The sequence below is a fragment of the Aeromonas sp. 2MA4 genome, assembly GCF_029237305.1.
Taxonomy (GTDB): Bacteria; Pseudomonadota; Gammaproteobacteria; order Enterobacterales; family Aeromonadaceae; genus Aeromonas; species Aeromonas salmonicida.
Map to the genome: position 1 here is coordinate 128,333 of NZ_JAACFY010000001.1, position 19,666 is coordinate 147,998.

General features: G+C 58.0%; 17 protein-coding genes. 3 read left to right on the top strand and 14 right to left on the bottom strand.

The features are described 5' to 3' along the window. Positions 1 to 123 precede the first annotated feature (123 nt). On the top strand, positions 124 to 1,992 hold the full coding sequence (locus GWQ31_RS00645) for an extracellular solute-binding protein (RefSeq protein ID WP_275908407.1): 1,869 nt from the start codon (positions 124 to 126) through the stop codon (positions 1,990 to 1,992). A 94-nt stretch (positions 1,993 to 2,086) separates the two neighbouring features. Here GWQ31_RS00645 and GWQ31_RS00650 read toward each other — a convergent pair whose 3' ends face one another. Next, positions 2,087 to 2,479 carry a DUF2750 domain-containing protein gene (locus tag GWQ31_RS00650; protein ID WP_005320236.1) on the bottom strand — a complete coding sequence of 131 codons (393 nt, stop codon included), beginning with the start codon at positions 2,477 to 2,479 and terminating at the stop codon, positions 2,087 to 2,089. A 94-nt stretch (positions 2,480 to 2,573) separates the two neighbouring features. Further along, positions 2,574 to 3,131, bottom strand: a complete 558-nt coding sequence (locus GWQ31_RS00655; RefSeq protein ID WP_125607448.1) for a hypothetical protein — start codon at positions 3,129 to 3,131, stop codon at positions 2,574 to 2,576. Between the two features lie 251 nt (positions 3,132 to 3,382). Between GWQ31_RS00655 and GWQ31_RS00660 the strand changes: the two genes are divergently transcribed. Continuing rightward, complete coding sequence (locus GWQ31_RS00660; protein WP_005320240.1) at positions 3,383 to 3,631, top strand: TIGR02647 family protein; 249 nt, start codon at positions 3,383 to 3,385, stop codon at positions 3,629 to 3,631. On the opposite strand, the gene GWQ31_RS00665 is transcribed toward GWQ31_RS00660, so the two are convergent. From GWQ31_RS00665 to GWQ31_RS00695, 7 genes are all read right to left on the bottom strand, one after another. Next, on the bottom strand, positions 3,618 to 3,923 hold the full coding sequence (locus GWQ31_RS00665; protein ID WP_265421203.1) for a hypothetical protein: 306 nt from the start codon (positions 3,921 to 3,923) through the stop codon (positions 3,618 to 3,620). The genes GWQ31_RS00660 and GWQ31_RS00665 overlap by 14 nt on opposite strands. Positions 3,924 to 4,027: 104 nt before the next feature. After that, positions 4,028 to 4,237, bottom strand: a complete 210-nt coding sequence (locus GWQ31_RS00670; protein ID WP_005331438.1) for a cold-shock protein — start codon at positions 4,235 to 4,237, stop codon at positions 4,028 to 4,030. A gap of 205 nt (positions 4,238 to 4,442) precedes the next feature. Next, positions 4,443 to 5,543: a dihydrolipoamide acetyltransferase family protein gene (locus GWQ31_RS00675; RefSeq protein ID WP_275908408.1), complete on the bottom strand. Its 1,101-nt coding sequence runs from the start codon at positions 5,541 to 5,543 to the stop codon at positions 4,443 to 4,445. A 94-nt stretch (positions 5,544 to 5,637) separates the two neighbouring features. Continuing rightward, positions 5,638 to 6,624 carry an alpha-ketoacid dehydrogenase subunit beta gene (locus tag GWQ31_RS00680; protein WP_265421201.1) on the bottom strand — a complete coding sequence of 329 codons (987 nt, stop codon included), beginning with the start codon at positions 6,622 to 6,624 and terminating at the stop codon, positions 5,638 to 5,640. A 102-nt stretch (positions 6,625 to 6,726) separates the two neighbouring features. Beyond that, positions 6,727 to 7,821 carry a pyruvate dehydrogenase (acetyl-transferring) E1 component subunit alpha gene (gene pdhA / locus GWQ31_RS00685; protein ID WP_275908409.1) on the bottom strand — a complete coding sequence of 365 codons (1,095 nt, stop codon included), beginning with the start codon at positions 7,819 to 7,821 and terminating at the stop codon, positions 6,727 to 6,729. A 274-nt stretch (positions 7,822 to 8,095) separates the two neighbouring features. Then, entirely contained in the window at positions 8,096 to 9,121 is a 1,026-nt protein-coding gene (gene astE, locus GWQ31_RS00690; RefSeq protein WP_275908410.1) for a succinylglutamate desuccinylase, read from the bottom strand. A gap of 280 nt (positions 9,122 to 9,401) precedes the next feature. After that, positions 9,402 to 9,611, bottom strand: coding sequence for a DUF1127 domain-containing protein (locus tag GWQ31_RS00695; protein ID WP_042870650.1), 210 nt, complete (start codon positions 9,609 to 9,611; stop codon positions 9,402 to 9,404). A gap of 521 nt (positions 9,612 to 10,132) precedes the next feature. On the opposite strand from GWQ31_RS00695, the gene GWQ31_RS00700 reads away from it, so the two are divergent. Then, positions 10,133 to 11,026: a DNA replication terminus site-binding protein gene (locus GWQ31_RS00700; protein ID WP_275908411.1), complete on the top strand. Its 894-nt coding sequence runs from the start codon at positions 10,133 to 10,135 to the stop codon at positions 11,024 to 11,026. A gap of 173 nt (positions 11,027 to 11,199) precedes the next feature. On the opposite strand, the gene GWQ31_RS00705 is transcribed toward GWQ31_RS00700, so the two are convergent. From GWQ31_RS00705 to rfbC, 5 genes are all read right to left on the bottom strand, one after another. Continuing rightward, positions 11,200 to 15,042: a DEAD/DEAH box helicase gene (locus GWQ31_RS00705; protein WP_275908412.1), complete on the bottom strand. Its 3,843-nt coding sequence runs from the start codon at positions 15,040 to 15,042 to the stop codon at positions 11,200 to 11,202. A gap of 224 nt (positions 15,043 to 15,266) precedes the next feature. Next, entirely contained in the window at positions 15,267 to 15,920 is a 654-nt protein-coding gene (locus GWQ31_RS00710; RefSeq protein ID WP_059112648.1) for a DUF480 domain-containing protein, read from the bottom strand. Positions 15,921 to 16,073: 153 nt separating this feature from the next. Further along, positions 16,074 to 17,783: a Wzy polymerase domain-containing protein gene (locus tag GWQ31_RS00715; protein WP_275908413.1), complete on the bottom strand. Its 1,710-nt coding sequence runs from the start codon at positions 17,781 to 17,783 to the stop codon at positions 16,074 to 16,076. 96 nt (positions 17,784 to 17,879) lie between these two features. Then, positions 17,880 to 18,938, bottom strand: a complete 1,059-nt coding sequence (locus GWQ31_RS00720) for a Wzz/FepE/Etk N-terminal domain-containing protein (protein WP_275908414.1) — start codon at positions 18,936 to 18,938, stop codon at positions 17,880 to 17,882. 51 nt (positions 18,939 to 18,989) lie between these two features. Next, positions 18,990 to 19,541: a dTDP-4-dehydrorhamnose 3,5-epimerase gene (rfbC, locus tag GWQ31_RS00725; RefSeq protein ID WP_275908415.1), complete on the bottom strand. Its 552-nt coding sequence runs from the start codon at positions 19,539 to 19,541 to the stop codon at positions 18,990 to 18,992. Between the last annotated feature and the right edge of the window lie 125 nt (positions 19,542 to 19,666).

Consider the following 19,666-nt stretch of genomic DNA (forward strand, 5'->3'; position numbering starts at 1 on the left):
GCGTTATTTGCCCATCGCCATTGACCCAACTGGCAAAAATTTCCATCATGAGCAAGTCCCTATCGGGACTGACGTCACCAGACCGTGCCTGCAGGATGCAGACCATCAGGAGAGAGCAAGGATATGCCATCGACAGCCTCAGCCGGGGTGAGCCCCGTCCCGACCCTTATTCGCACCACTGCTTACACCGCCGCCATCACCCTGACCCTGTGCTGGAGTCAGTTTGGCTGGGGTGCCGGCCTGCCTGCGGATCTCAAGTGGGAGAGCAACAATGCGGACCCTGTCTACGCCGACCCGGCCGCCAAACGTGGCGGCACCTTTCGCGGATTTGTCACCAGCTTTCCACTGACCCTGCGCAAATTCGGGCCCGATTCCAACGGCAGCTTTGCCAGCTATGTCAGGGAAAGCAACCTGCCGCTGCTGAGCACCCATCCCGTCACAGGCAACCCCATGCCCATGCTGGCAAACGCATGGGCCTTTGGCGCCGATCACAAGACCCTCTATTTTCGCATCAACCCCAAGGCTCGCTGGTCAGATGGCAAGCCCGTCACTGCCGATGACTGGGTGTTTACTCTCAAGATGATGCGCAGCAAGGAAATAAACGACCCCTGGTACAACAACTACTACAGCACCCAGATCACAGACGTGACTCGCTTCGATGACCACACCCTCTCCATCACCAGCGGCAGCGGCAGCGAAAAGAGTCGGGAAGATCTGCTGGAATCCCTGCCATTCACCCCGGAGCCAAGCCACGCCATCAAGCTCACGGCCAACTGGGTCAAGGAGTACAACTGGAAAATACTGCCAGTCACGGGCCCCTATCAGCTCGGTGAGGTAAAAAAGGGCAAGTCGGTTAGCTTCAAGCGGATCAAAGATTGGTGGGGAGACGAGGAGCGCTACTTTCAGCACCGCTTCAACCCGGACAGGATTGAGATCAAGGTGTTGCGGGATCAGAACATCGCCTGGCAACACTTCTTGCGCGGCGATCTGGATACCTTCCCGCTGGTCATGCCCAACTGGTGGCACGACAAGACCAAAACCGCAGAATTCGAGAAGGGTTATATCGAGCGGCTCTGGTTCTACAACCAGACCCCCCAATCCCCCATGGGACTCTATCTCAATACAGCAGACCCGCTGCTCAGCGAGCTCAATGTACGGCTCGGCATCCAGCATTCCCTCAACCTAGACAAGATGCTCGTCACCTTGCTTCGAGGGGATTACCAGCGACTCAACAGCTACGGGTCGGGCCAAGGGGATTTTACCAACACAGAGATAAAGGCACGCCCGTTTGATCCCAAACTTGCGCGCAGCTATTTCGCCAAGGCTGGTTTCAACAAGGTGGGGCCACAGGGCATTTTGCAAAACGACAAGGGGCAGCCACTGACGCTGACCATCACCTACACCACGGCAGAACATGCCCAGCGGCTCACTTTGCTGCGGGAGGAGGCCAAGAAGGCGGGGCTCAATCTCGAGCTCAACCTGATGGATGCCTCTTCGGGTTTCAAGTCCATGCTGGAGAAAAAACACCAGAGTGCCTGGATGGCATGGAGCGGCGGTCGCTATCCCGCTTATTGGGAGTTTTTCCACAAGGTCAATGCCAACAAGCCCCAGACCAACAACATCATGAACATCGATGATGACGCCATCACTGCCCTGGTGGAGCAGTACGACAAGGAGTTCGACTTCGCCAAAAAAGCGGCGCTGTCGCGGCAGATCCAGCAGCGTCTGTATGAACTGGCCAGCTTTGTCCCTGCCTATCAGGTGCCCTATACCCGGGAAGGGGCCTGGCGCTGGATAAAATTGCCCAAGCTGCCCGCCACACCCAAAAGTGACCTGCTTTACTGGCCACTCGATGGCGGAAGTAGCGGCTACAGCTACGGCGGTCTGCTCTGGATCGACGACCAGCTAAAAACCGAGACAAAAGCCGCCATCAAAAACGGCAAGACCTTTCCTGCCGTCATGAAGATAGACACCACTTATCGGCAACCTTGAGACCAAAGTACATATCAAACAAAAGACCCCGCACCAGAGGTGACGGGGTCTTTTTTGTTTGCAACCGTGGTTGCAGCCTTGACGCGAGGGGCGATTAAGCGCGCTTGGCCTGCTTCTCGGCAATGGCGTCAGCCACGTCGGCCGGCGACAGCACTATGCCTTCCTGATCCGGCGTCGGGAACACGGCGACACACAGCTCGTCCTGCTCCATGCCGTCAACCCAGCGCTCCAGCCACACCTTGAGGGTGATGGACTGCGGCTTGCATTCGGCCCATTCACCCTCGGCCCACGCCTGGGCGTACTCAGGGTGTGGCCATACCGGGATGCAATCTTCATCGTCTGTGGTCAGCATCATGACGCCGTGCTCGTCGGTCAGGACAAACAGCTCTTCGTACTCGACCAGCTTGCTGATGAAGTGCTCGTAACGGTAGTCGGCATTCAGTTGCAGCGCAGCATTGCGCTCGGTTTCGCTCAGTTCATAGCTCATTGGCCAAGTCTCTCTTTCAATAAAGGGCGCCATGTTCACATCTTGCTGACAGCTTGTCCAGTATGAGAGATCGGTCACCTATTTTTCGGCAATATCAGCCCAGTTCAGGCGTCACCAGGGAGATCTCCGACGTCTCGCAACAACGCTGGCGCAGCCAGTAGGCGGACTCCACCTCGACGAAGCAGAGCTGATCCCGTCCAGCCAATGCGCCACCCATGATCTGCTCGAATCGCAGCACCTGTTGTTGCTCCCAGGCGTTGGCCAGTTTGGATCCATGGGCTTCGTCCACCACCTCGCGGCGCAGCTCGAACAGGTTATCGGTGATCGGGCTGTTTATCTTGGCCGGGCTGTGCCAATACATCAGCAGATTGTCCATCATCTCGCTGTCGTAGTTGGCAAGGGCATCCAGCTCGGGCGTCGCTCCGACATCGCTGGCAGCAAAATCACACCAGCCAGCCGTCAGCGGCGCCAGGGTTTGCGCAGCCGCACCCTTGCCATGCTGACGCAATACGGCCACATCCCCCCCCTTTATGGCTGGCAGCCAGACATCGCCCTGATGCTTGTCGAGCAGAGGTAGCAGCAGAGAGGCGGGATAGACAGGGAAACGGGGGCCGAGAGTGTGAAGCAGTGATACTAGCGTGATCTTTACCATGAGGGGCGCCTTGAACTGGAAGGCCGATATTCAGTGCTCGGCCAGAAAGACAAAGGAGAGCCTTATCCTATCATGTTTGAACGCTGGCGAGCGGACTCACATTTTCACAGATCAACTCGGATAGCTGCGCCCAAAAAAACAGCGTTCAAGCACTCCCCGCACGGATAAAGCCCAATAGTTTGAACCAGCGCCCACTAAAGTGGATCCGGGAATGCTAGTTTGCATACATCTTTAGCGTAAGGAGTGCATTCATGATTGGGATCGACCAGATTTCTAACGACTTTGTAAACGACTTGAAAATACTGGCATGCTTTGATCCGGCCAACATGAGCCTGGGGATCAAGTTGCGCAGTGACATGTCCGACGAGCTGTGTCAGGCGGCTGTACGTCTGCATCAGCAGGGGCTCATCAGCGCAGAAGATGGCGGCTACCTGACTCCTTTTGGCATGACAATGGTTGAGCATCTGCAGCATCTGATAGTCGCACTCAAACCGCTTTGATCGCCTGCGGGGCCCAGAGCGAAAAGTTGATCAACTCCCAGCGCAAGCCCTGGCGCAGCAAACAGGCAAACAGCAAAGGACCTTCGGGTCCTTTTACTTTGCCATCGACCATCCACTCCCCTTCCCGCTTTGGCAAAGGCTGAGCCTTGATCTCATCAGGCTGACTACCATTCCCAAGACGTACCTGAACAAACTGCCGGCATACGGCTTTCGCTTCTGTAGCGGATGTACTCTGTGTCTGAAGATTGGCAATGGTCAGCAGGCTGGCAGCAAGAAGAAGTGATGGGGTCATGGTGAAATTCAAGGTCAAAGATGATGCTGAAAACAGTGAAGATGGCCCATAAACAAAAAGCCGTGGAACCAGAGGCACCACGGCTTTCTTAAATTCTGTAAGAATTACAGAGCAGTTACGTTCTCAGCCTGCGGGCCTTTCTGACCTTGGGTCACAGAAAACTGTACGCGCTGACCTTCAGCCAGGGTACGGAAACCGTTACCGCTGATAGCGCTGAAGTGAACGAAAACGTCCGGGCCGTTTTCTTGCTGGATGAAGCCAAAACCTTTGGTTTCGTTGAAAAACTTAACGGTACCGGTGATCATGTTAGACATATCTTTAACCTGTATTCTAAATAATTACTTATGCTTTTCAGCGGATAAAGCTCAAAAACGGGATTAACTTATGAACAACAGGAAAAGATGTAAAACATCATATTCATTGACATAACTTTGGCCCTTTCAAGCTGATTTAGATTATACGTGGCTTTGGGGATTACGCAAACAAATTTGTGCCCTGCCAATGGCAGGGCACAGCCGTTTATAGTGAGGGCGATTCCAGTGCCTGAACCAGTACCTTGAGGAAGCGAGCCGCCTCGCCACCGGTGCAGGCCCTGTGATCAAAGGTCATCGACAGAGGCAGCACTCTGACCGGGCGAGCCTCCCCGTGGATGAACACCACCTTCTCGAACAACTTGCCCGCACCTATGATGGCCACCTGCGGTGGCGTCACGATTGGGCTGGCATAACGACCCGCGATGGCACCGAAGTTGGTGAGGGTAATGGTCGCCCCCTGCAGCATCTCCCGCGGCACAGCTCGTGCCTTCACATCCGCGATCATCCGATCCAGTCCCTGCCGGATGTCGGCTCCCTCCCGCTCGGCTACGTTCTCCATCACAGGCACATAGAGCCCATGCTTGGAGTCGACCGCAATGGCCACGTTGACCTCATTGAACAGCCGCCTTGAGAGCGTATCGCCGTCAAACCAGGCATTCATGGAAGGTTCGGCACGACAGGCGACACCGATGGCCTTGATGAGCCGTACTGTCACATCTTCGTCTGGGCGCCAGTGACGCAGATCCACTTCGTCGGTGATGCTGACCGGCACCACTGTCTGATGAGAAAGCTCCATCGCCTTGGCCATGGCCCGGCGCGAGCCCTTGAGGAACTCGTTGCCGCTGCTCTGCTGCGCCTCGAATGCCGCCTGCACATCCTGCTCGGTCACCATGCCGGCGCTGCCACTGCCTTTGATCCGATCGATATCCAGACCCAGTTTCTGTGCCAGCAGCCGCACCGCAGGCATGGCTTGCACCAGGCTACCCCCCGGGGCTATGGCCCCCACCACGAAGTGATCCTCGATATGCTGTTGGTGAGCGCTGACCTTGCCCACCACAGTTCCGTCATCTTCACCCCCTTCAAATTCCACCAGTGGCGCGCCGATGTGGAGAATGTCGCCCTCCTGACCACAAAGCCTGGCAATAACCCCCGCCACCGGCGAGGGCACATCCACCAGCGCCTTGGCGGTTTCTACCGACAACAGCACCTGATCGACACTCACTGTATCGCCAGTACTCACCTTCCATTCGACGATCTCGGCCTCGGCCAACCCTTCGCCCAGGTCCGGTAATTTGAAAAATTTCATGACCAGTTCTCCATCTGCGGGGCAATCACCAAACGTTGGAAGATTCCATGGCTATTTTTTGCTCGGCTGCTGAAGCGCCAAAATTTGAAAAATGTCATAGCCATTTGTTCTCCATCAGCTGGTAAGCCGCATCCGCGATATCCTGCTCTGTGATGAGGTAATACTCTTCGTTGCGATAATAGGGTACAGCGGCATCCACCCCGGTGAGGCGCTTGGGCGGCGCCTTGAGGGAGGCCAACGCCTCCTCGGTCACCCGCGCCACTATCTCGGCGCCCACCCCGAAGCTGCCGCACGCCTCGTGCACCACCAGCAGACGGCCTGTCTTGCGCACCGACGCCAGAATGCTCTCCATGTCGAGCGGCTTGATGGTCGCCAAATCCAGCACTTCGCACTGGATATCCTGCTCCGCCAAGAGGCTCGCCGCCCGCATCACCTCCTGAATACAGGCCCCCCAGGCAACCATGGTGACGTCCCGCCCCGGCCGCAGGGTGAAGCAGACGTCCAGCGGCAGACCGACACCGTCATCCACCACGTCCGACTTCATGGAGCGATAGATACGATCAGGCTCGAAGAACATGACGGGATCCGGGTCACGAATGGCCGATAGCAGCAAGCCATAAGCGCGCCTCGGGCTGGAGGGAATGACCACCCGCAGGCCCGGAATATGGGCAAACAGGGCTTCAACGCTCTCGCTGTGGTGCTCCGGCGAGTGAATGCCGGCGCCGTAGGGAGAGCGATAGACGATGGGGCAGGAGAGACGGCCACGGGTGCGGTTACGCATCCGCGCCGCCTGGCAGATGATCTGCTCCATGCCGGGGAAGATGAAGCCCTGAAACTGGAACTCGGCCACCGGCTTGAGCCCCTGGGTTGCCATCCCCACCGCCACCCCGGCGATCAGCCCCTCGGCCAGCGGTGTATCTATCACCCGCTTGAAACCAAACTTGTCGCGAAGGCCAACAGTGGCCCGAAACACCCCGCCATTGACCCCGACATCCTCCCCCAGAACAACCACATCAGGGTCGTGTTCCATCTCATGGTGCAGTGCCAGATTGATGGCTTCGAGCAGTGTCATTTCACTCATGCGTCCTCCCCCACTCGGCGTCATCAGCCACCGCATTCCCGTGGCATGTCATGTCGTCACACCAGGCAGGCTTGATGGCATCCTGCAGTCTCATCTCATCGATCATGAGCGTTCCTCCCCGGCGTGACGCTGCATGCCCTTGGCGATGATGCGCTGGCGCTGCCCGCGATAATCCCTGGGCAACTCGGCAAACTGATAGTCGAGCAGGGTTTCCGGCGCCTGCGGGGCCGTGCTTTCATAGGCAGCCACGGCGCGATCGACCTCCCGGCTCGCCTCGGCCAGCAGCTCCTGCTCCTGATGCTCGTCCCACCAGCCCTGTTCAAACATGAATTGTCGCAACCGCTTGACCGGCTCCTTGGCCCAGGCGGCTTCCACCTCGGCAGCATCCCGATAGCGGGTCGCATCGTCGGCCGTGGTGTGATCCCCCAGCCGATAGCTGATTGCCTCTATGAGCGTCGGCCCCTTGCCACTGCGCGCACGCTCGACGGCGATGCGGGTGGCATCATAAACAGCCACCACGTCGTTGCCGTCAACCTGGATGCTGCGTACCCCGGCGCCAACTCCTTTCTGGGCCAGGGTGGGTGCGCTCGACTGCAACTTGCGCGGCACAGAAATGGCCCACTGGTTGTTGTTGATGATCATCACCATGGGTAGATGCCAGACTCCGGCGCAGTTGAGCCCCTCCAGGAAGTCCCCCTTGGAGGTACCGCCGTCACCTATGGTGACCACGGCCACTCTGGGCTGGTTGCGCAACTTGAAGGCCGCCGCTATGCCGGCGGCATGGGTGATCTGGGTGGCGATGGGCACGCAGATGGGCAAGTCCTCCGACAGCTCGCCGTCGGCCTTGTAAAAAACACTACCCCGTTCGTCCCCACCCCAATATTGCAGGTTTTTCTCCATGGGCACGCCCCGCACATAGAGGGTGGGCATGTCCCGGTAGTAGGGCACATAGACATCCTGCTCCTGCATGGCGAGACCGACGCCTATCCCGACCGCCTCGGCTCCCAGATGGGAGGGAAAGGTGCCGAGCTTGCCGGTTCGCTGCAGCGCGATTGCTTTCTTGTCATAGCTGCGCACCATCACCATGTTGCGGTAGAAAGTGTGCAGTATCGCCTTGTCCAGCCAGGTCGGTAGTGTCGCGACCGGGCGCCCTTCCTCATCGAGGTAACGAAGGAAAGGGATGTCGACATGGGTCATAACTGGCTCCTTGCCGTTGTCAACGTCACCACCATGAGGTGACCCTTAGAATGTAAATAAGATGTTAACTAAAGAGCAATGTGATTTAACCAGGTAAGACCAGTAGAAACTTCTTTAATTTCAGAAAGACACTGAACTTTTCGGCTGAGCAGATACGAAAAAAGGAGCCGCTTCGGGCTCCCTTTTGGGTGGATGCGGGATCACTCCCACATCAATGGATTCGCGTCACCAGCCGGACGACGCGCAGGTCTATGGCACAGAAGACGGGTTCGGCTCACTCCCACAAGCGGGTCGGCACCACCAGCAGCACGGTACGCTGACCGATGGCCACATTGGCGTTGGGAAAGACCACCGCTTCCCGCGTCTTTTCTACCGTGTAGCGCAGTTCACCATCCTCGGCCAGCACGAATCCCTGGGGAAACTCGGTGAAATTGTCCACATCGCTGGCAAACAGGAAGCGAAACTGGGCCGAATGCTTGTTGATCACCCGGTCGATGGCAAAAATGGTGAAGTCATCCGCCCGCCAAGGCTCGAGCGCCACCTCATCCCGAGTTACCAGCTCCTGCAGCGCCTGACGGGTCTCGATGAAGCGGGTCATGTCGTTCTCGCCAAACGGGCGCACCTTGCCCAACTCTACCGTGAAGGCATGGGCACCATGCTGGTGCGAGCTGTAATAGCTGAAGGTGGTGGTGGGGCTGCTGGAGAGCAGTATGGTACGCACCCCGCAGGCACCGAGGAACTGCACCTGCTCCTTGCAATGCGGCCGCTCATGGGGGAAAGGGTAGACAGCAAACTTCTCGTGACGCGAACCGCGAATGGCGGTGTGCAGGTCGTAGTGATAACGGGGCCGGGCAGGATTGGCAAAGAAGCGACTCACATACTGCTCGAGGCGCATGGCACGAATGCGCTCCTGATTGCACAGCCCCTCCCCCTTGCTGTGGGCACCGGAGAAGAGCCGGTTCATGTTCTCCTCCACCTCCCGCAACCCCAGGTTCATGGCGGCCGGGTTGCCAAACAGGAACAGCACCCGATGACGGGCGCTAAGCTCGCCGCTGAGCAGCCGGGTCAGCAGCTGGTTGCAGATCTCGATGGGTGCGGTTTCGTTGCCGTGAATGCCGCAGGAAAGCACTATGTCCTTGCGTCCCCCGGGCTGATCGCCCGCGCCACTGGCAGGCTCCAGACAGAGCACACCCGTATCCCAGACGCTCACCCGGGAGCCATCGGGCAGGCCAAACGCGAAGGGCTCAAGCTGCCACTCGTGGTGGCGGGTCAGGGCCAAAAAATCATGCTGGGGAATCATCCATCTCACCCTTTTGTCAGGAACGCTATGGGCGGATTATACGCAAGGCGTGCGGGCTTAAAATCAGTTTTTAAACAAATTCAAACAGTAAGGATACAAAGCTGGCGACAGATAGTGACAAATCGACAAGGTATGGGGTAAAGGAAGGGGAAATCACGGGAAGTAAAACAGCACTGCAGGGAAGCAATAATATCAGGCAATCATTCACACGCTGGCACGGGCCAAGTCGGGATTAAGCAATCATGAACAGCAGAAAAACAAGGCATCCATGCCCGGCAGATCAACCACGCCAGAACGGCTTGGTGGTCTCTTGATAGCGATCAGATTCGTTCAGGCCGATGTCCTTGAGCAGGTACTCGGGCAGCTCGGAGAGCTGGCGACGGCTGCGGCTGCGTTCCAGCCAGGTCAGCACTGTCATTTTGACACGAGCAACCAGATTCGATTGGCTGGAATGATGGTAACCGGTCTCGGTATAAGTCATGTTGGCCATGATGTGGCTCCTCTTGATGATGTCTGCGCGGGGTACGAATTTGTTGCGCAAAGCTTAGTCAGGAGAGACAACCGACTCAATTGACGAATTTTGATACAACGCATTAGTAAAGCTAATGCTGCATATCGTCAGCCATTAAAATATAACCAATTGATTTTTAACTATTAAATAACCATTTTATTCCGCATGAAAACCCGACAGCATATTCTCCTGCGTGGCACACCTCTAACTATGCAGTTTCTTGTCTTGGCTATGCAGTCACCGGATCTAAAGGCGAGGCGGGCAACCTGGTGTTTACATCCAGTTGTTAAACAAGAGATCTTTTATTGATCCTTATTTAACAGAGAGATACAAAAACAACACACCCAAATGGCTATCACTTCTGATGCTCGCCAAGAGCATCAAAAAGGAGGCACTTGGCGCGCTTTCGGCATACTGGTATGGTTATTTATACAGTATTTCAGCCCCCTCCTGCCAACTCTCTTTAGAGGGTGTGACAGGGGCGACCACAGGACATGCCGATGGACACATTTACTCCGACTGCCGCCCTACGTCAACAGATGGACGCGCTCGAAGAGGCGCTGGCCCGCCTGGCCCGACAGCTGGGTCAGCTACCCTTGCTGGAGGCTCACGTCTATCCCCTTCCTGCCGTACCCCAGGGGCAAGAACACGAGCCCATCGAGCAGATAGAAGTGGGTTATCTGGGTGGAGAGGAAGCATTGGCGGCCACCCTGGCGGCCTATCAGGATCACAGCGCTCGCCCCGGCTGCTCCACCAAGGCTACCCACCGCCTGCCGGGCTGGCTGCGCTTCTCTGCCGCCAGCGCCAGCCTGCTACGCCCGCTGCTCGAGGAGATCAACGCCCGCAAACTCGCTTTCAAGGGGCTGGTGCAACAGGCAGGCGGGCGGGATGAGAAATTCGAGCTGGTACACAGGGCCCTGCCCGGGGTGATCACCCTGCAGGTCTACCGCAAGCTGACCCTGCTGGAGGGTGAGTTGCATTCCCTCGGCTTTACCTGGGCCGACAAACAAAGCATCAACCGCCTCAGCCGGGAGCAGGTGCTGGAGATGCTGGAGCGCAGCCGCCGCTATATTCCAGCGCTCTCCAACAGTGAGGAGTGGAGCAAGATGGTGGATCAGGAGGTCTATGACCTTCGCCGCCTGCCTGCCGATGCCGAGCTAAGGATCCGGCGACCGGTCAAGACCCATCCCATGATCAACCTGCTCTGGCAGGACAGGGAGCCCCGCAAGCAGCAGCTCAAGGCGAGCCTGCCCCTGCTGCTCTGCTCGGATACCCAGCCCGGCGTCACCCACCTTGGCCACTACCCGCCCAAGCTGCGGCAGGCGCGGCGGGATCGCAAGATTGGCGGTGAGCCCATCATAGAGCGCCTGCACCTCTACCTCTATCAGGGGTAGCCGCCAGCCGGCAGACTCCCCCTCTCCTGATGGTGCGGCAAGATGCCCATTCGCCACTCTGCTGGCCTGGCTGAGCGGCCGCCTCTTTGACGGGATCTCCTTTGCAGACACAGACATAAACGAAGGGGGGATCGCCTGCTGGCGATCCCCCCTTGTACATGGCGTCAGCCTGATCAGCCCATCAGCAGGGCGCGCAGGCTCTCTACATCCAGCCCACGTACTTCGGACTGGCCGCTCAGCAGGCCATCGGCCAGCGCCCGCTTCTCATCGTGCAGGGCGACTATCTTCTCCTCCACCGTCTGCTCGCACACCAGCCGATAGACAGTCACCGGCTGGGTCTGCCCCATGCGGTGGGCCCGATCGCTGGCCTGATCTTCCACAGCCGGGTTCCACCAGGGATCCAGGTGCAGCACCGTATCGGCCTGGGTCAGGTTGAGGCCCGTGCCCCCCGCCTTGAGACTGATGAGAAACAGCGGCACCGGCTCGTGCCGGAAGCGCAGTATGGAGTCCTGGCGGGACTTGGCGGAGCAGCCGCCATCCAGATAGCAGTAATCCCATTTCTTCTGTTCAATGCGCGCACGCAGCAGGCTCAGCAGATCGACGAACTGGCTGAACACCAGCACTCGATGACCGTTGCCGATGGCCTCGTCCAGCAGCGCCATCGCCTCGTCCAGCTTGCTGCTGGTCTGGGACCACTCGGGCATCACCAGCTCGGGGGAGCAGCAGAGCCGGCGCAGCCGGGTCAGGCCGCTCAACACATGCATCAGGGCGCGGCCATCGGCACTTTGCACCTGCTGCACCACTTCGCGCCGGGTGGCTTCATACAACTGGCGCTCCTCGGGGGAGAGGCTGATGTGATGAATGATCTCTGTCTTGTCCGGCAACTCGGTCAGCACTTGCTGCTTGAGACGACGCAAGATAAAGGGGCTGATCACAGCCCGCAACAGGGCCATGTGCTGGGGATCTTTTACCGCCTTGCCGAAGCGGCGCTTGAACTCGCCCAGGCTGCCGAGCAGACCCGGGTTGATAAAGGTAAACAGGCTCCACAGCTCCCCCAGGTGGTTCTCGATGGGGGTGCCGGAGAGGGCGAGGCGAAAATCCCCTTCGAGCTGGAACAGCAGCTTGGCACGCTGGGTACCGGCATTTTTGATCTGCTGCGCTTCATCCAGCACCATGCTCGACCAGCGGCGGGACTTGAGCGCCTCCGCCAGGCTGCCGAGCATGCCGTAGTTGAGCAGGATCACCTGGCCGGCCCTGGCATCGCGGATCACCCCTTCCCGCTCGGAAGGGTTCTCGAATACCACCACCTCAAGTTCGGGGGCGAAACGTGCGACCTCTTCCTGCCAGTTGGTGACCACTGACTTTGGCACCACCACCAGCGCCGGACCCAGGTGCTGACGCATGCGCAGCACTATGAGCGCCTGCAAGGTCTTGCCCAGACCCATGTCATCGGCCAGACAGGCACCGAAGCCATGATGGGCCAGAGTCGCCAGCCAGCGTACTCCGTCCTTCTGATAATCCCGCAGCGGGGTCAACAGTTCGGCGGGGCATTCCACCTCCTGCTGCCACTCCTGTTGCAGGGAGTGCCAGGCGTCATCCCCCTCAGTGGTGATGACGGAGAGCAGGCGGGTGAGCGGATAGGCCAGCTTGTTGTTGATGCGTTGCTCTTCATCCAGCATGGCGCCCAGCATGGTGAGCCGCTCCACCAGCTTGTCGCTCAACATCAGGCTGGTCTTCTCGTCGAGCTGGACGGTACGCTGACCTGGCGTCATCTGACGCAGGATGAGACGCAAATCGAGGATCTGGTGCTCATCGAGGGCCAGTGCCCCCTCCACCTGGAACCAATCCTGGCGCCGCTCGATACGAAGGCTCAGGGCTGCTTCATCCAGACTCTTGAGGCGGGCGCTGTCCTGGTGCCAGTGAATGACCACGCCGGCATCCACCAGCTCGGGCAGGGCGTTGACCAGTGCCAGCGCCTGCTCCCCCTGAAGTAGCCACTCACTCCCTGGCAGCCCGATGGGCAGCGAATTACGCAGTTGCTGGGCCTGCCCCTTCTCGGCGAGAAGATCTCGCTGCCAGTAGTGATAATCCTTGATCCCCTGGCGCACTATGGCCTCCCCCTTGCCAAGGGGAAGCGGCGGCAACTCACCCTGCCGGGTCACCAGCTTGACCGCCAGCTGGCCATCCTGCCAATCCAGCTGTACCGAGGGAATACCGGGCCAGGGGGCCAGTTCGGCATTGCCTTGCAGACCTGCCACCTGACTGTGCCAGGGCAGATCGGGGATGGCGTCCAAGGTGCGCTGCAATTCGCTTAAGCCCTCGGCGGGCAACAGGGGGATAGATTCCAGTGCAGGCAGGCGATCGAGCAGCGCCTGCGGGGTGAGGATGAGCTGCCACAAATCCTGTGCCAGCGGCAGTATATGGGCACCGCGCGCGGCGGCGGACGGGCTCAGCAAGGCACTCATGCCCTGCTCGGTGGCGACAATCTGCAACAGGGGCGCACTGACGGCCAGTTGCAACTTCTGCCCTTTGGCATTGAACAGGCGCGGATGAGTGGCAAGGGGCGCCCAGGCCTCTCGTGGCAGCTGGCCCATGACCCTCGGCAGGGTGCGCACCAGCGCCCAGTCCTCTTCGTCAAGCAGGGCGGCATATTGAGTCGAGAGCAGAGCGGGATCGACCCGGCGACCTGCGGTCCACTCCCCCTTGGTGCTCTGCTTCTGGATCTTGCACTCAAGCTCTGGCCCTTCGGCGTGCAGCAGCCAGACCAGCCGCTCCTGCGCCTTGCGCACACCGCTGGAACGCCCCAAACCCTGCAGCCAGTTGAGCCAGCTGGCCGAGGCGGGCGTCTTGTCGTCTTCGTCCTGGTCTGCGGATGCGTCATCCCCGTTGGCGGCTCGCAGTTGCTGCAGCGGTACGCGCTGCGCCCCCTGCCCCAACAGGAGTCGCAGCAGATCCTGGCAAAAGGCCATCAGCCTGTGATGGGGTTGTGCCTCCAGCACATGGGAGAGATCCCACTTGTGCAGTATGGCAACCTGGGGACTCTGCTCCCCGTGCCTGGCAAGGGCGCAGAGATCGAGCCAGAGGTAACCCCAGTGCAACTCTTCCAGCGGCAGTTGCAGGGTGTCGAACAGACCGACCGCCTGACCATGACGATCACCGGCCCACTGACCCAGCAGATCCGCCAGCAACGGAAACTGATTACCCAGACTGCGTTGCCACTTCTTGCGCTGCTCGCTGGCGATCACGGGGTCAGCTTGTTGCAACCAACCGAGCCAGAGCAGAGCACTGAACATCAGCGGCCACTGACCCTTGGCGCCCTCTGCCTGCCACTGGCCCAAAGCACCGAGCAGCCGTTCGGCAAGGGGTTGATCTCCCCCCTGCTCCGCCAACTGCTGCAAGGCGGGCCAGTGTGTGGTGACCTCGCCGGCAAGGTCGCCACAGAGCCACTGCCATTCGGCGGCGAACCCTTCGCTCACGCTTTTCAGCTCGGGAGCACAGGCGCTGGCAACCGGTGCGAGCGGCCACTGCGCCCCAGGCTCGGCATCGAGCAGCGTTTGCAGGGAGAAGTGCATCAGCATCAGTTGCTGCCATTGCAGGCTGGAGCCCGGCAGCAGGCGATGGGCATCGGTCACGTCGAGCAGGCCAAGCAAATCGGCCGCAAGATAGTAGGTCGGCACCTGACCCGCCTCACCAAGACAGAGCTCCCGTACCAGCGCCTGCGCCATCTCCTGGCCGGTGACCGAGGGCACCCGTGCCCAGTTCGGCATGGGGCAGTCTCCCGAACGAACCGCCAGGATCAGCGCCAGGGTTCCCTCAGCCGTCAGACTCCACTGCTGCTCCCCGCGCAGGCGCACCAGTCCCTGCTGCTGCAACTGCTCCAACTTGTCGATCAACGCCCGCCCGAGCGGCATCTGCGCTTGCAGCTGTTCTTGCAAATAGCGGGTACTGGCGGTGCGCTGCAACTGCAGCTCACTGAGCAGGGCATAACAATCGAAAGAGAGGGTGAACGCAGACATCAAGACTCACGGGCAGGTGCAAAAGCGGAATTTTAACGGGAAAGCGGCGGCGGCTCGACCCTTAACCGCGAAATAACTCAAAAAAAGCCGACTGGCTCATATAAACCAAGGAGCACGGAGGATCACAAAGGATGGAAGAAGATATGCCAAGAGGGGAGAACCTCGGCGAAATGACAATAAAAAAGGCGCCGTAGCGCCTCTTTATAGAGAAACGTGCCGAAATGTCAGCCCTCCAGTTGCGCCAGACGGGCTTCCAGAGCCTGCAACTGTGACTTGAGGGTTTCGACCTCTTCTTCCAGCGCACTCAACCTGTCCGCCGCCGGGGAGGCATAACTGCTGGCAGGGGATGCCTCGGCCAGCGCCTGCAGATCCACCTCACCGCTAAACAGATGGGCATAGCGGGATTCACGCTTGCCCGGTTCGCGGGGCAACTTGACCACATAAGGCCCCTGCTCAATCAGAGCAGCCAAGGCAGCATCCACCTGAGTAACATCATCGAAGCTGCACAGGCGGTTGGTGCGAGAGCGCAACTCACCCGGAGTCTGAGGGCCGCGCAGCAGCAGCTCGCAGACGATACCTAGCTCCTGCTCGCTGAACTTGAGGGTGCCGAACTCGGTATTGCAGAAGCGGTGCTGGTAACGGGGTACCCGGGCATTGAAACCGGCAGTGTTGACGACCAGACGCTTGCGGATCAGCTCATCCACAACAGCGCGGATATCCAGCTCGGAGAGATCCAGCACAGGTTCACGGTTGCTCTTCTGGTTACAGGCATTGACCAGGGCATTGAGGGAGAGGGGGTATTGATCCGGCGTGCAGATCTCTTTCTCTATCAGAGCGCCGATCACGCGGGCTTCCAATGGGCCTAGCACTAACTCCATTTCATACTCCCTTTCTAAAACAAGACGTTGAGGCCACTATCTTAGCCATGGCGCCTCTGCCGTCCAGCAAAGGCGCCTATTTTTGCGAAGCAGTAGTGTGGTTGGTGAAACATCGCGCAACCTTGCCGTCCTGCTTTGCACCTGCCGCCGGCATCAGGAGGAGGGTTTACCCTCCAGTGCAGTGGCCACGGATTTGGCGGCCGAGCCAGTTAGCAAGGGATCACCCGGATAGAGCATCAAGGCTTGCGTTCGTAGCGCCTGCGCCTCCTCTTGTCGCCCAAGCGCACCGAGTGCGATCACCATATTCGCGTAAATATTGGCTCTGGGGGTATGGCGTACAAATGCCTGACCCCAGTCGAGATAGGCTTCCAGCTCCACCTTGTTATCAGTCTGCAAGCCCACCATCAAGCGCACCGAGTTCACGTCAAACTCCACCCGGGTCAACCAGGCCATGGGGTTGACGACATCAAGCAGCAGGGTTGGATCCTTGTAACCGCCGCGCTCGTACTTGGTTACCACCCATGCGGTATGAATGGCGGTGAGCATGAAGGGCACAACCAGCACAGGGATAGCGATAGCCAGGAAGCGCAGCAGCAACCAGGGGCGATAGACATATTCACGCCAGCTGGCTGTCTGCATCCCCTCCTCCACTTCCGCATCCAGCACATGGATCAGCAGCAGCAGAGCCCACCACAGGGCAATGGCGTGATAGAGCGGATATTCAGTCTGGGTGTGCAACAGTATGGGGGTCACCAGTGCCAGCAGCGCCGATCCCTTGACCCAACCGGCCTTGGTCACTCGCCACAACAGAGCGCCGCCCATCAGCGCCATGCCGATCATGGGGGCCAGCCCGCCCTCCACCGCCCAGTAGAGAAACTCGTTGTGGGGGTGATCGAGGTTGTATTCAATCTGCACCATGGCCGGGTTCAGCGCCTTGTCGGCCATGTAGTGGTGCAGGAAGGTGGTCTCAAAGCTGCCATAGCCCCAACCGGCCAAGGGGGCTTCCGCAATCAGCCTGGCGGCATAAGGCCAGTAGACGGAGCGCATGCCACCGGACTGATACACCTCAAGCCCACGCTTGACGCCGCTGATCCCGTACTGAGACGCCAACCCCAGGCCGACACCGAGCGAAACCAGGCCCAGAATACGGGCCAGTTGATGCTGACGATGCAACTGTGGCGCAATCAGGATCAGGGCCAGCAAGCCACCCAGTTGTCCCACCCGGGATTGCAACACGACCAGCAGCAAGCTGGCCGCCAGGAGCACCCCATAGCGCAGCCCTCGTAGCCAGACATTGGCATTGCCGCGCAGCTCAAGCCAGATGGCGAGGGAAAGTCCGGTCGCCATAAAGGTCGCCATCACATTGGGCTGCTGAAAGATGCCATAAGGGCGATTGGCCCGAGTGTCATAACCGAGCCAGTTGCCTGGGGTCAGCAGGTAATACTGCACCAGCCCGAGCAAGGCCTCTATCGCTACCGCCCCCAACAACAGATAGAGCAACTGATCACGGGCCTGACGAGCCAGTTGCCATTGGTACAGACAAAACAGAAACAGCAGACCGGCAAACAACCCAAGCAGCCGGGGAATGGCATAGTCCTTGAGTTCAAAACCGGGATACGCCATGGGTAGCAACAACAGGCATCCACCAAGCCATAGCCAGGCCTGCAAAGACGAGAATATCAACCGCTGTTGCAGGGTGACCTGCCACAACCCCAGGCCGATGACGAGGCTGGCAAAGACCCAGCCCCAGGCATTGAATGGCAGATAGAGCCCGGCCCCACCGGGGTTGTGCATGAAAAAATGCATGGCCAGCAGCCAATACAGCACGCTGACCACCCCAAAGACCCTTGTTGTCACCCTCATCGGCCCTGACCCCTTGCTTTCATGCTTTTGAACACAATCACCAACCCCAAAAAAAGAAAGGGGGCAAAGCCCCCCATTACTTACTTGGTAAACATATTATGCCTGTTCAGGCCGACGGAAAGCATGGCGTACCAGCACGATGCCGATGCCCAGCATGCCACCGAGCAGGGTAGCCAACACCACTATCATGGCGCGCTTGGGTTTATCGCGACTCAAAGGCTCTTCCGGCGCATCAAGATACGAGAAGGGTCTGAAGCTGATGTCATCAAGCTTCACTTGCTTGAGGCGATCTATCTGTGCCTGCAGATCCGCAAGTTTCGGCTGATAAAGACTCAAGTCGATAGCCTTGAGTACTTTCAGTTTTGCTTCCAGCCCTTTGGTACCCAGAGTGATCGAGAAACGTTCGCCGTTGTTGTAATTTTCGAGGGGCCGTTCAACTCCGGCGGCAGTAGCTACGGAAATTGTCAACACTATATTCTCGATCTCATTCTTCAAAGAACGCTCGGCATCTTCCTTGGTTAATCTCAAGTTCGTCATCAAGGTATCAAGTTGCATAGACTGTTGCTCTGTCAGTTCACTGATCAAACGTTTCTGTTGCTTTGCAATGATGAACTGGATGTAGGATTCCAGCATGGTCAATGCCTGACCTGCACTATCCGCACTGGTAGATAACGTGACGTCAGGCTTGCCCCGATTTTTATCGACAGTGTTGGCGGTAATAAACTTGGACCATTCGCGGATCCATAGACGCTGACCTCGCTCATCCAGCTTGGCACCTTGGACTTGCTCTTTAAAAAATGGGCTACCTTTCAAAAAATCGCGGCGATTTTCATATGTATTAAACTCGCGAACAAACTCATCATAGATGGTTTTGCTATCGGGAAAATCGGTTATCCCGAGCAATTTAGCCGGGCTCGCAACCCGCAACATGGGGAGCAGATCACTTTTCTGAGGCGGTTGTATGACTGCATTGGCTGACCAAGTCTGCGGGGCCAATAGTGCATAGGCAATCCCGGCGATGGAGAACACACCTGCGACCAAGAGGATCAACAGCTTCTGGCTCCACAACACCAAGACCAACTCACGCAGATCAATCTCATCAGAGCCAGTGGGTGGCACCCACTGTGCTGGCACATCTGGCGTTTTTTCTTTCATGTGTTATCTCTTATCCATTAAAACTCAAAAGATCTGGTGTCTTATCCAAGCTCACATCATGATGACTAACTCTGCCGCCTGACGATCCTTGTCAGACAAAGACAGAGGGTACTTATCCGACAGTGGCCAATTTATTGCCAATGAGGAAGAATCCCAGCGGATGCAATGCTCATCACCAGGCTGATAATAATCGGTACACTTGTAAAAAACATCCGCCGTCTCGCTCATCACATAGAAACCATGGGCAAAACCGGGGGGGATCCACATCAACTCCCCTTTATCGGCACTCAATACATGACCTACCCAGGCGCCATAAGTAGGAGATCCAGCCCTGATATCCACTGCAACATCGAAAATGGTGCCCGTTATAACCTGTACCAACTTTCCCTGTGGATGACATTTCTGATAATGTAACCCTCGCAAGGCCCCCCCACAGGAACGGCTCAAATTGTCTTGTACAAAATCGTACGCCCCACAATTCAGTTCAAATTCACTCTGACGAAAACATTCCATGAATTCGCCACGCTGGTCACGGTATACCTGTGGCGTGAGGATCATCACATCAGCTATATCACTAGCACGGTATTGCATATAAAAGCTCATTATTTTTCCCTGCCCATCGTAGAGCTGGGTCGAAATTAATATCTACCTGACCATAACAAGGTTAAAATCTTCAGCAAGAGTGACGAAGAACCTCCTGTCATTTACCATCAATCTGATAACTAAAA

Bases quoted from the DNA above. Each gene is read 5' to 3' on its own strand.
- GWQ31_RS00715 (WP_275908413.1), bottom strand. From the start codon at position 17,783: ATGAGGGTGACAACAAGGGTCTTTGGGGTGGTCAGCGTGCTGTATTGG.
- GWQ31_RS00705 (WP_275908412.1), bottom strand. From the start codon at position 15,042: ATGTCTGCGTTCACCCTCTCTTTCGATTGTTATGCCCTGCTCAGTGAG.
- GWQ31_RS00710 (WP_059112648.1), bottom strand. From the start codon at position 15,920: ATGGAGTTAGTGCTAGGCCCATTGGAAGCCCGCGTGATCGGCGCTCTG.
- pdhA (WP_275908409.1), bottom strand. From the start codon at position 7,821: ATGACCCATGTCGACATCCCTTTCCTTCGTTACCTCGATGAGGAAGGG.
- astE (WP_275908410.1), bottom strand. From the start codon at position 9,121: ATGATTCCCCAGCATGATTTTTTGGCCCTGACCCGCCACCACGAGTGG.
- GWQ31_RS00645 (WP_275908407.1), top strand. From the start codon at position 124: ATGCCATCGACAGCCTCAGCCGGGGTGAGCCCCGTCCCGACCCTTATT.
- GWQ31_RS00670 (WP_005331438.1), bottom strand. From the start codon at position 4,237: ATGTCTAACATGATCACCGGTACCGTTAAGTTTTTCAACGAAACCAAA.
- GWQ31_RS00650 (WP_005320236.1), bottom strand. From the start codon at position 2,479: ATGAGCTATGAACTGAGCGAAACCGAGCGCAATGCTGCGCTGCAACTG.
- rfbC (WP_275908415.1), bottom strand. From the start codon at position 19,541: ATGAGCTTTTATATGCAATACCGTGCTAGTGATATAGCTGATGTGATG.
- GWQ31_RS00695 (WP_042870650.1), bottom strand. From the start codon at position 9,611: ATGGCCAACATGACTTATACCGAGACCGGTTACCATCATTCCAGCCAA.
- GWQ31_RS00720 (WP_275908414.1), bottom strand. From the start codon at position 18,938: ATGAAAGAAAAAACGCCAGATGTGCCAGCACAGTGGGTGCCACCCACT.
- GWQ31_RS00660 (WP_005320240.1), top strand. From the start codon at position 3,383: ATGATTGGGATCGACCAGATTTCTAACGACTTTGTAAACGACTTGAAA.
- GWQ31_RS00665 (WP_265421203.1), bottom strand. From the start codon at position 3,923: ATGACCCCATCACTTCTTCTTGCTGCCAGCCTGCTGACCATTGCCAAT.
- GWQ31_RS00655 (WP_125607448.1), bottom strand. From the start codon at position 3,131: ATGGTAAAGATCACGCTAGTATCACTGCTTCACACTCTCGGCCCCCGT.
- GWQ31_RS00700 (WP_275908411.1), top strand. From the start codon at position 10,133: ATGGACACATTTACTCCGACTGCCGCCCTACGTCAACAGATGGACGCG.
- GWQ31_RS00675 (WP_275908408.1), bottom strand. From the start codon at position 5,543: ATGAAATTTTTCAAATTACCGGACCTGGGCGAAGGGTTGGCCGAGGCC.
- GWQ31_RS00680 (WP_265421201.1), bottom strand. From the start codon at position 6,624: ATGAGTGAAATGACACTGCTCGAAGCCATCAATCTGGCACTGCACCAT.